This window comes from Zobellia russellii, assembly GCF_044597075.1.
Taxonomy (GTDB): Bacteria; Bacteroidota; Bacteroidia; order Flavobacteriales; family Flavobacteriaceae; genus Zobellia; species Zobellia russellii.
The window spans coordinates 1,611,182-1,623,398 of sequence record NZ_CP139000.1 but is presented as its reverse complement, the minus strand read 5'-3'; the positions used below and the strand labels follow the sequence as shown (position 1 = coordinate 1,623,398).

The following is a 12,217-nucleotide window of genomic DNA, read 5'->3' as shown; positions in this document are numbered from 1 at the left end:
ATTTAGGTTGGTTTACTGCTTTACTTCTAATTTTAATTTCTTTTCAAAACCTAAGAAACCGTAAGATAGCTCTAAAAATTTTACTTGTGTGTTTTTTGGTATTTTGAATGTAGAAGTGAATTTCCCGGTATTTACATCGGTTTCCGTAAGCTGAATTTTTTCAACTTTCTCACCTTTTTTCAAGAGTACCCAACCTTTATCTATGGCATTTCTATCAATATTTAAGGCGGCATTTAGTTGTATGGTAATGGTTTGACCAGGTTCTACAGATGAGATTTCCTTATTAAAATTACCATCAAAAACTTTAAGTTTATGGCTGCCTAATGTTGAAAAGGTTAGAGTGGCTTGCCAACCCCTGTTAGAAATTCCCCAGCCCTCGGTTGCATAGGCATTCTTACCAAATACCCGTCCTTCGTTTTTTCCCTCAATGGCCTCAACTTTTTCTGCAATAGGAAATTGACTATCCAGAGGGGAACCATCCAATGTGCCTCTAACTTTGCCTAATTCTCCATAACCATGTGGGTGGGACTGTGGCCAACCTTTTTCAACACCACTCCAATACCCGTCTATTTTTACACGCGCTTCGCTTTTATTGCTCAGGTGTGTTCCTACCGGGTTTACTCCAAAAACAAAATCGGTTTGGGCCCAACCCAATGCTCGTAATTCAGGGTCTTTCAATAGATGGGCTATAGCGAACATAGAACCGCCTAGGGCAGGTGCGCCACCTAATTCCTTGGTTTTGGGGTGTGCCCATTCCGTTTCGCTATGTTTGCGGTATTTCCAGAAATTATTGCTTTTTTGTTTCATGTGTAGGGTCCAAGCTTCCAATTTTTCCTGGGTACCGTCAGGGGCTTTATCAGGGGCCAGTAATAAAAAGAAAGACAATGCCTGTGGAGTAATATGTTCGGCATTTCTAATCCACCACATATGGCGAGGATTGTTAAAGTCCCAGTTCCTAATAATATCAGAAGCACCGGATTGTGCATATTTTAGGAACTTTTCAGGAGAACCGTTCTTTTCATGTCTTTCGGTCTCGTACATGAACAGATTACGAAAGACCGACTGCCCGTAGGCATTGCCCATTTCATTAAACTCCTGAAAACCTTCATCTACCCATTTAGTACTATACGTCCAAAAACGCACAACCTTGTGCCGGTCATAGGCTTCCCAATTGTCCAAACAGACTTTTCTGTATTTTTGATAGGTATCTTCCGCCAGATACGGTTTTAAAAAGGAATGGTAGGCCGCACAAACCGCTGCCAATTGGTCTAAAGTATTCCAATAGTCATAGGTCATTCTCGGTTGCCCTTGGTAACCCAAAGTACCGTGACGGGTTTTTACGGGGCCGTTATAGTCCACGTATTTATAGGCAAATTCGGCATGCCAAAGAATAAGGTCTATAAGATCCGCCACTTTCTTGTCACCTAATTCCGTTTTCCAATTATCAAAAAGGGCGGGATTACTGGCGTATTGTAATATTTCAAAGATAGTTTCTAGTCCGTATGCTCCACCATCGCGGGTTGGACCACCACCGTATACGGCAGCCATATCATAGGTTTCCAAATTGGAAAACCCTCTGGCGTCTACAAAAAAATCGTATGCTAGTTTTGAAGAAGCCGTTTCCATAAGATGATCGGCCACTAAAAAAGGAACTGAACTGCCGTGACCATCAACTTTAATCACATATTCTACATTTGAGCCTGTAGGATTAAATCCTGAAAACCACCCTTCATTATTCAGCATTTCGCCTTCAAAAACAACTTTGGATGTAGCAGTGTTAATTAATTGAAACGGAGTGCCATTTTCAGCGCCATAGCAAACAAAACGTTTGGACTCCCCTAAATTATAACCCAATTGGTTGACATAAGGTTCATACTTTTTTAAATCAGAGGTCGTTTCTTGTGCGGTACAATAGGTAGAGGCACATAATAAGGCAGCTAACAGTATTCTTTTCATCAGTCTTTTTATTACTTGTATTAGGAATTTTTACTCGTTTACTGCGTATTGAACCCTTAATTGAGCAAGCTCTTTTTTCATTTCCGAAATTTGCTTCGCCATGGTAGATGAGTTGAATATATTATTCATTTCCGAAGGGTCTTTTTCCAAATCATAAAATTCCCATTCTTCTCCATTAGGAACATCTTCCCCATAAAAACGAATGAGTTTATAACGTTTATTGGCAATCCCTTCATGACGGCGTACGGCATGTGCTCCGGGATACTCATAATAGTGGTAGTACATAGACTTACGCCAGTCCTTAGGTGCTTTCCCTTTTAAAAGAGGAACGACACTTTTGCCCTGCATATCATCTGGAATGGGTGCATCGGCCAAATCAAGAAAGGTCTCTGCAAAATCAATGTTCTGCACTAAATCGGTATTTACGCTTCCCGGTTTAACGGTACCTGGCCACTTCACAATAAGTGGTGTTCGGAATGATTCTTCATACATAAAACGCTTATCGAACCAACCATGTTCTCCCATGTAAAAACCTTGGTCCGAGGAGTATATGACAATAGTGTTTTTATCCAACCCTTGCTCTTTAAGCGATTTCATTATCTGTCCTACACTCTCATCAACAGACCAGATACAGCGTAGATAATCTTTCATGTAGGTCTGGTATTTCCATTTAACAAGGGCTTCACCTTTTAAATTATCTTGGGCAAACTTTGCAAAACGCTCCTTATACCTTGGGTCGTTCGCGTAGCGATCACCTTCGGCCTTTAAATCAATATGGGTGTTCATGCTTGTGGCAATATCCATTTCTTGTTTGTGGGCAGCTGTAGTGCGTGTGGCATAATCGTCAAAAAAATTGTCCGGCTCGGGAATTTCTACATCTTCATATTTGCTCATATAGCGCTCTGCGGGGTCCCAGTTACGGTGTGGGGCCTTATGGTGAACCATCATCATAAACGGTTTGTCCTGATCACGTTCGTTTTCCAACCAGTTTAGGGCACGGTCCGTAATTACATCGGTTACATATTGACCCTTGTAGTTGGTATCACCTTCTTCGGTAATAAAGTCAGGATTGTAATACTTTCCTTGTCCGGGTAGTACCTCCCAATAATCAAAACCTTGCATTTTTCCGGGAAGGTGAATTTTTCCGATCATAGCAGTTTGGTAACCATTGGTGCGCAGTATTTTTTGAAACTGCTGTTGGTCATGGTCAAAAATGGTGTTCTTGGTATTGTCCAATTTCTTATGAAGATGGCTCATTTTCCCTGTTAATAAGGTGGCTCTACTTGGAGCACAAATTGAGTTTTCAACATAGGCTTTGTCAAACCGCATCCCTTCTGCCGCCAATTTATCAATATTTGGGGTAGGATTTAGGCTTTGTAACCTACCACCGTAGGCCCCAATAGTTTGGTAGGAGTGATCATCGGAAAAAATCCAGACAATGTTAGGCTTCTTTTCTTGAGCAATGGAGAGTAATGGTAGCAGGTATGCCGCTAGCCAAATAAGTTTGTTAAGTTTCATATAGTTGTGATTTTATTTGTTCTAAAAAATGATGGGAGAATGTTTCTACAATTTGCCTATTTCCCTATTTTCGGTTCCGTATTCAATAGCTACGTTTAGGTCACCCAATTCTTTACGGGCCTTTTCTACAATGAGCATAAGTTCCTTTACTTTTTCTGGGTGATACGCTATTACGTTATATCTTTCCCCTGGATCGCGCATCATATTGTAAAGTTCGGGCTGCTCTACCACTGTTTTTATTCTTTTTCCGCCGTGGCCATCATTACCACTTTCTGTGTTATAACTGCTATAGGTATGGGGAAGTACGAGTTTCCAGTTACCTTTTCTAACTCCGTTTAAGTTGTTCTTTCCGTGATAATACAATATGGTGTTACGAGGCGTTTCTGTAAACTGTCCTTTCCAAAGAGATGATATATCTACGCCGTCTATTTTGTTGTTGGATAGTTTTCCGTTGGTTATCGCCGCGAAAGTGGGAAGCAAATCTACCGCACAAGCCAGTTTATGAGAAACAGTCCCTTCTGGAGTATTTCCAGGCCACCGAATGATAAAAGGAACCCGTTGCCCGCCTTCCCAGCTGGTGGTTTTTCCTTCTCTTAATCCGCCCGAAGAACCTGCGTGGTTACCGTAGTTTAACTATGGCCCGTTGTCCGTTGTAAAAATAAAAATAGTGTTATCCGCAACACCATTTCGTTTTAAGGCTTTATCTATTTCTCCAACAGACCAATCAATTTCCATCATTACATCGCCATAAAGACCTTGCTCGCTCTTGCCTTTAAATTTGTCAGAAACTCCTAAAGGTATATGAGCCATGGTATGTGGCACGTAAAGGAAAAAGGGTTCGCTGGCATTTCGGTCTATAAAATCTACCGCTTTTTCTGTATAAAGGGTGGTCAATTTATCTTGGTCTTTTAAACTTTTGACATATGCTATAGCTTTGTTGCCTTCTATAATTGGTAAATCAGGAAACTGAGCTCTATTTTTCTCAGCAGAAAGGTGTTCTCCCGTAGCACTGTCGTGAGGCCACATATCGTTAGAGTAGGGTAGGCCAACAAACTCATCAAAACCATGTTGTAACGGTAAAAACTCTTTCTGCCATCCCAAGTGCCATTTTCCAAAACAAGCCGTTTTATAATCTTGTTCTTTGAACATTTCTGCAATAGTAAGTTCATCTTTGTTCAAGCCGATTTCATGTCGTGGAAATAGAGCACCGGAAAACCCAATTCTATTGGGATAACACCCAGTTAGTATTCCCGCTCTTGAAGCACTGCATACAGGCTGTGCGGAGTAATAATTAGTAAAACGTGTTCCTTTGGCGGCCAGTTGGTCAATGTTAGGGGTTTCAAATCCTGTAGCGCCATATACGCCCACATCACCATAACCCTCGTCATCAATAAAAACCAGAACTACATTGGGACGGTCTTTATCTTGGTTTTGGGCAATGGAAAAGTTAATGGAAAGCAACGCAAGGAAAGCGAGAAAAATAGATGTGTTGTTCATGTAAACAGTGGTTTGGTAGTTTGTATTCTATGGAAAGGACTTTTCTGTGTAAAAGAGGATATATTAAGGCGCTATCCAACAAAAAAGTCCTTTGCTAAATTTAAGATAATAATTAGGTTTTTACCACTGTTTAACAACCGGACATTAGACTGTTATAATTCTATTTTAAGGTCTGTTTTATCTTCCTTCAGGGTTCTTATTTTGTTTGGGTGCCTGAGCAAAATAAACTTCGGGTTTATGATATACCCCTGTTTTTTTATACAAGGGATCATCTACATCAAGGCTTAGGTCACAGTCAAATCTTGCCATAATGGAATAGCCTTTCTTGGGTGTACTTCCGGCATTTGTAAAATGGCAAAGTCCCCAAGTAATACCTCTTCCGTTCCCGGAATCAGTAAAGGCATCTGCAGCAAAAGGAGCTGCGGCCGTTGGGGCGAAAGAAACTACGGAAGCAATTTCAAAATTAACGCCATCTTTGGCATATTGCATAGTGTACCTTTCATTTCCATCTTTTATGGCCAATGTAGCTACGCCTTCCTTAAACGGAAAATAAGTGGTTTCATGCCCAGAAGTCATAACGGGGTTTAAAGGGTGTTTTTCAAATGGACCTAATGGGTCGGTGGCAATAGCAAGACCATGACCAACAGCATATTTATCGCGAATATCCGGCCACTTGTTGTATGCGGCTTTATAATACAGGTGAATTTTGCCATTATAGACTATAGGCTGGGGATCGTGCGTAGCATCTTGGTCCCATTCGCCTTTCTTTCCGAAAGGAACTACGGAATCACCCCCATGTGTCCATGGCCCATCAGGTGAATCTGCATAAGATACGGATACCGGACACCAATCACCTCTTAGCCCGCTAGGTTCGTTAAAGGCTTGGTAGTAGAGGTAGTACTTTCCTTTCCAGACCAGAATATCCGGTGTAGCAACGGAACGCCATCCAGCTTTTGGTTTTTCGGGTCTTTTAATGGCTATCCCTTCTTCTTTCCAAGTGGTGCCGTCCGTACTGGTGGCATACCAAATGTCGCACAAATCCCAATCCGTAGAAGGAATTTCATCGGTGGCTTCGCTGGCTCTGTTCCAACCAATAGGTGGTGTTTTGGTATCTCTTTTGGTATAGTATAAATAATATTTTCCATCAACAAAAATAGGCCGTGAAGGGTCACGTCTAGAAACGGTTCCATCCCCATTGCTATAATCAAAACCTTTTAATTTTGTGTATTTGAATTGAGAGAAAAGCTCATTGTCCTGAACGCGGGGAGCAGGATAACTGAACATCCGTTCCGCAGCTGCACTCAAGGGCATGTCCGGTTTTTCGGCAGGCATTTTATGAGGGAAAACTTTATGTTCCTTAGTTGCAGAATCTTCTGTTGGAGCCGAATTAGCCTCCGTTTTTTGGTCTGAACAAGCAATAAGCGAGGCTACCGCAAAAAGACTTAATGTGGATCGCTTTAAAAAAGGATGGACTTGCATAGATGTGATTTTATAGTTTAAATTGTGTTTGTTTTTAAATACCATTTTAATGGACCGTTTTCTCGATTTTCAGAGGAATCTGAATATTGAACGACTCTCTAACACCATTTGCATCAAGAGTGTCCGCAGCACATAACAGGGCTATAGGTTCCCCGTTTTCCGTATATACCTGTGGGCGCTCCAAATGAACAAATTGTTGTGTTCTTCCGTTTTCCCATTCCACGATACGCTTGGATATATCAAAATTTTTGGCCTTTTCCCATTTAATACCATCTTCGGAGTCATAATGTACTAATGAGAAGTCACGTACTTTACCTACATGTTTTATACGTTTTACAATGGCTCTAAATTTACCGTCCTGGTACCAGATATATGGGTCTTCGGCAGGAAAACGTTCGCCTTCAAAAGTAAAAACGGGATCTGGATATTTCTTGAAGGGTCCGGTTGGCGAATCGGCAATGGCCACCATGTGAACAACAGGTCCACCTGCTGGTAGCGTATGGGTTTTACCAACGGCCTTATACACCATTAAGATTTTGCCATCGGGCATTTGACAGACCGATGGATTGGATGTCATTAATGCATCATGTGCATCCTCGTAGGGAGAAACATCTAAAACAGGCTTGTCAAATCTTTTCCATGGTCCGTTGGGTGAATCCGCTACGGCAACACCTATACGTTGGTTGTTACGGTGCATCCAGTTAATCTTAGGTTTACCGGGAACACTAACAATTTTTTTGTCTCCGGTATTGCCCATATAATACAGGTAGAATTTTCCGTTAAATTCATGAACAGTTGGGTTATGGGTCGTAGAACCATCCCAAAATTCTGCACCACGGTCCGGTAGGGTAACGTCTTTGTGTTCAAAAGGTCCAAAGGGCGATTCTGATACTGCATGGGCAATTTCGGAATAGTTTACCCATTCCCAACCAATATTTTTTGGCCATCTGGAATAGAACATGTGGTAAAGACCGTCTTGGCCCTTTACCATAGAGCCGCCCCAAATACTAAGACTGTCATTGCGGAATACGGATTTTTCAGCGACTTTTCCAAACTCAATTTTGTAGTCGGGTACTGCATTGCTGTTGGATGCTTCTTCTTGTGATGCACTGTTTTCTGCATCTGTTTTTTTCTCAGTTTTACATGAAACGAGTAAACATACGATTGCAAAGGCTGCAATTAAATTCGTTTTTTTCATACTGTTATAGCACTTTTGGTAGGCCCATCTTTTTACGGAAACTTGGCCAGTTGTTTGTTATGGTTTATTTTTTGTCAATATTTCTTAATGTGTATACATACCTTGGTTTGGACCATTCACTTTCTCCACTTTTGGTTTTTTTCATAATGCTGACAAAATGTGGGTCATCACCTTCAAAATCAATTACTGTCATTCCTTTTGTTCGTGTGGCGTTTTTGAAAGGCAGGTAACTAGACCTAGTTCCATACCTTACCACGTAGCTAGTGTCACCTGTTTCACCAGAATAGCCAACTACAAGCTTGTTGCCAACTAAAAAAGCATCCCAAATTACGGGCGGTAGCTCTTTTACACTGGGGCTTCCGGTTCGTGTTTCGGAAGGTTTACTTATGCCTTTTTCATTTGTGGCGATAAGCTGAAAAATGTATTCTTTTCCGTTTTCTAAATTCTTCACTTCTTGGAAATTGGTTGTGGTCTTTTCGGATTTAACCAGTTGGCCATTGGAGTTTTGATGGATGACATGATAAGTGTCCGCACCAAAAACAGGATTAAAATGAATGCGAACCGCTGTGTTCCCGGACTCTATTTGAGAAATTGAAGGCTGTTCAGGTACTGTAATGGCAACACTTTTATGAAACCGCTTATAACCGTTTGGCGAAATTAGGTTTATGTTTAAGCTGGATATGTCACTTAAGTACGGTTTCCAGTTAATGTTATTTTCCGTAGGACCTGCTCCCGGTTTTAAAACAGAAATCTCTATATTATTTTGGGCCAATGTGTCTCCTTTTGAATCATGAATAGACCATAATAAACGGTGATTTTTTAAAGTATAGCTAGGGTATTCGCCTGTATTTTTGGGGGTAAGTGAAATCTTGGCGTTTCCTTTTCTTACATCTACATCTGATACTTCAATTTGTTGAATAGGGCTATGTTCATTTTCTATTCGGTTATATAATTTACGCTTTTGGCGCCATGTATTTACAAGTCCCCAAACTCTATTTTCCTCTGGAGAGGTTGCTGCGTAGCCACTTCGGTAGTCGTTGAATGTCCATAATGAAGCTCCGATTACAAAAGGATTCTTCCCTCGTAGACTGCTGTTCCATTCGGTTATTTCGGGAATGTCGCCATCCAAAGAAGTTGTGGCCAAAGGTTGTATTCCATATTCCGAAATGAAAATGGGCTTGTTGGGCCATTTGGACCGAAGGGTTTTAAATACTTCATCTGGTTTGCCCTGAAAGGGATAAAGATTGTGCATGATTATATCTACCAGTGTATTGGGGTCACTCTCGGGAGTTGCAGTATCGCGCCAGCCGCTATTACTTACACAGGTAACCAAACGATAGGGGTCCAGCTCGTTTTTGACATAGTCAATAGTCAATTTGGCATAATTAAAATGGTCTTTAAGTTCATTGCCAACACTCCACCCAATAATACTGGGGTGGTTTACATCACGGTCTATCATTTCTTTTAACCACTGTTTGGCCAAAGGGTAATGTGGGGGTGTAAACTCAGGATTGGTAAGCTCACGAACATTGACTTCCTCAAAAATCAGGATACCTTTTTCATCGCAACGCTCTATCAATTTTTCATTCTGGGTACCGTGCATGATTCTCATAAAGTTGGCACCTGCATTCTTCATGAGGTCCACATCTTTATTTATCAAATACTGGGGTTCAGAAGACCCCCAATATCTATGGTCACTCACCCGGTTAAAACCAGCTAGACGCACCGGTTCTCCGTTTAAAATGAGTTGAGAGTCCGTTAGTTCTATTTTTCGGATACCAAATCGGTCTGTGCGCGTATCCAACACTTGCCCGTTTTCTGTGGCAATGGTTGTCATATGATACAGGTGTGGCGTATCAAAATGCCATAACCTAACATCGTTGGCGGGTAAAACTGTTGCCAATTGCACTTCTTTTGTACTGTTGGGCGGTAAGGTAATAGTGTATTGCAGGTCAGCCGGTTTAGATACTTTGTCTATAGTAGCCGTGAGTGCTATTGTTCTTTTTTGTGCCGATGAATTTTTAACACGGATTTTAAGCTTCAAATTGGCCGAACCTTTTTTTAGGTCAGGGTCTGCATGAATATATTGATAACTGATGCGCACATCGTTATTTTTTACAAGGTGAACATCACGGATAATTCCGCCCCAGTTCCAAGTAGCGCCAACCAGTGAACTATTGTCCGCTTCTACGGCCAGTACATTCTGACCGTTAAAATTGAGTTTGTCTGTCACATCAAATTCAAATGGGGTAAAACCACCTTGATGACTGCCAACAAGTTCGCCGTTCAAAAAAACCTTGGCGATGTGATAAACGGCATCAAATTTAAGGCGCACTCTTTCCTTGGAGTTTTCTTTCCAGCTTTGGGGAAGATTGAAAGTTTTTCGGTACCAAGCCTTTCCGGTATAATTAGAGAATTCGTTAAGCATGCCCCAATGTCCTGGAACGTTTAGGTCTTTCCAGTTGGAATCATCAAAATCAGATTGAAAAATAGTTGCTTTTTCCGCAACCGAAGTTTCCATTTTCTCTGTGGATACGGGTCTGAACATTACGGCATCCGCAGCTACGGTTTTGGCCGTAATAGCGGTAACTTCAACATAACTGTCTAAAGTCTTATCAAAACTAAAAACTCCTAAACTTAACCATTGGTCACAGCGGTTTCGCTGGTTAAAATAAGAAGCCGTAACCCCATTAGCATGATTAACATTTACTTCTGCCGTTAAATGTGATGCGAACGGAAAGCGAACAAAGGCTTCGTAGAACCCTGATTCTGCTAGTTGGGGACGATAGCGTACATAGTTCTCCTCGGATTCACCAGCTTTAAAGTCGCGTTGTAAATAATTGGCTCCAAAGAAACCGGAACCCCGTTCTCCTTCTATTTTGGTCTGCCAATTGCCTTTTACAGTTACCCGTTCGGTATTGGTATTGTCTATTACAATATCTTCCGGTGTTTCGGAAATAGCAATATAATTTGAGCCTTCGCCATAAACGGCATGGAACTTCCAGTCTCCGCTCAGTAAAAGTTGCCCCTCACCGGTAGTGGATTGAGCGGAACAAATTCCAAAGATCAAAAACAGAATATGAAACACCGAATATTTCAATTGCATAGGGGTATAGCGGTTTAGTAATTGCTCTTTACAAACGGGTGTTTCTCTTTCGATTTTGGTTTGCGAAATACCCATGGTTTCCAAGCTTCGTAGCGTTCTTTCCACTCCTCAAGTGTTCTAGTAGGGTATTTGGAGGAGAGGCCGCCCTCTCTAAATTCTTGGGAAACACCTTCGTCTTTTATAGACCTTCTCCACACATAGAGTTCTTCCAACAGTTTATCCTTAATATCGCCATAATGCGGGTCGCTTGCAAGGTTGTTTAGCTCAAATGGGTCCTTTTCAATATCAAAAAGCTCAAACTCAGGCTTGGTAGGAGCAAAAAACTTAGCTTGGTCTTCATTAAGTTTTCCTTCCATATTCATGATGTTCATTTCGGCCAGCATAGGGTACATATCTTCTTTGTACCCGCTGTATTGTAACCATGCTCGCTCCGGCATTAAATTATGGATCAACTTGTATTTTTTAGATCGGATGGTACGCATAGCATCATGGGTGCCGCCCATTCTTCCGCGTGCCGCAAAAATGTACTTTCTATTTTTTGACTCTTCTTTAAAAAGACTTTTGCCTTGCAGTTCGTGTTTAGGTTTTGCCCCGGCTACATCTAGAATGGTTGCGGTAATGTCAATGGTCTGAACCATATCTGTGTTTACCTGTGCAGGTGCAACTTTACCAGGCCATTTGATAATTAATGGCACCTGAAGTCCCGGGTCATATAGGAATTGCTTTCCACGAATGTGGCATCGGCCGTTATCTCCAATTAAGAAAACCAATGTGTTCTCGGCCAGGCCTTCTTTTTCTAATCGCTTTAGGATATCTCCAATTTCTCGGTCGCAGATTTGCATTTGTTCCAGACCATTGGCCCAATCACGTCTGGCAAATGGGGTGTCCACATAATAGGGGGGGAGTACCACATTGGCGGGATCTATAGGGTTTTTTGGGTCACGATCCCATTTTCTATGCGTACCACCCAAAGTTATTTGTGCGAAGAAAGGCTGTCCTTCTTGGCGTTCCTTCCAATCCTTTCCCATAAAACCTAAATCGCCATTAAAATTGGCATCGGTTTTATTGTAAAGCATTAAAGCGGTAAAATATCCTGCTTCTTTCAGAAGTACGGGCATTGGCTCAATATCGTACGGCAAAGGTTTTCTGTCTTCTTTTGCCGTTCTGTGCTGTTGGGCACCAATATAGTTTTGGTGATAGCCCGTGAGCATGGCCGAACGTGAAGTAGAACAAACGGGAGAAGTACAAAAAGTATTGGTGTAACGTATACCTTCCGAGGCAAGCTTGTCCGTAACTGGGGTTTCTATTCCCGGGGTGCCATAGCAGCCTAAGTCAAGACCCCAATCTTCCAACATGATCCAAACAATGTTGGGACGGTCAGTAGATGTACTCTGGGCTATAGAGTTGAACGGTATAAGAAGTACCGCTAAACAAAGGGTTTTAATGAGTTTCATATACAAAGG

General features: G+C 41.6%; 7 protein-coding genes and 1 pseudogene. All 8 read right to left on the bottom strand.

Annotated features, from left to right (window positions below):
* Positions 1-12 precede the first annotated feature (12 nt).
* The gene (locus tag SJY45_RS19150; protein ID WP_408068263.1) at positions 13-1,956 is read right to left on the bottom strand and encodes a cellulase N-terminal Ig-like domain-containing protein; all 1,944 of its coding nucleotides are present in this window, start codon (positions 1,954-1,956) and stop codon (positions 13-15) included.
* A 30-nt stretch (positions 1,957-1,986) separates the two neighbouring features.
* Positions 1,987-3,474, bottom strand: coding sequence for a sulfatase (locus SJY45_RS06575; protein ID WP_215439688.1), 1,488 nt, complete (start codon positions 3,472-3,474; stop codon positions 1,987-1,989).
* A gap of 45 nt (positions 3,475-3,519) precedes the next feature.
* Positions 3,520-3,954: a hypothetical protein gene (locus SJY45_RS06570; protein ID WP_400074307.1), complete on the bottom strand. Its 435-nt coding sequence runs from the start codon at positions 3,952-3,954 to the stop codon at positions 3,520-3,522.
* Positions 3,940-4,971, bottom strand: a pseudogene (locus SJY45_RS06565) (sulfatase); the annotation flags it as partial. The pseudogene SJY45_RS06565 and the gene SJY45_RS06570, both read right to left, overlap by 15 nt.
* A 177-nt stretch (positions 4,972-5,148) precedes the next feature.
* Positions 5,149-6,450: a glycoside hydrolase family 117 protein gene (locus SJY45_RS06560; protein WP_400073733.1), complete on the bottom strand. Its 1,302-nt coding sequence runs from the start codon at positions 6,448-6,450 to the stop codon at positions 5,149-5,151.
* A gap of 46 nt (positions 6,451-6,496) precedes the next feature.
* A complete protein-coding gene (locus SJY45_RS06555) occupies positions 6,497-7,648 on the bottom strand; it encodes a glycoside hydrolase family protein (protein ID WP_400073732.1) in 1,152 nt (383 codons plus the stop codon).
* 64 nt (positions 7,649-7,712) lie between these two features.
* Positions 7,713-10,859, bottom strand: a complete 3,147-nt coding sequence (locus SJY45_RS06550) for a glycoside hydrolase family 2 TIM barrel-domain containing protein (protein WP_400073731.1) — start codon at positions 10,857-10,859, stop codon at positions 7,713-7,715.
* Complete coding sequence (locus SJY45_RS06545) at positions 10,769-12,208, bottom strand: sulfatase (RefSeq protein ID WP_215439698.1); 1,440 nt, start codon at positions 12,206-12,208, stop codon at positions 10,769-10,771. Before SJY45_RS06545 ends, SJY45_RS06550 begins: the two co-directional genes overlap by 91 nt.
* Between the last annotated feature and the right edge of the window lie 9 nt (positions 12,209-12,217).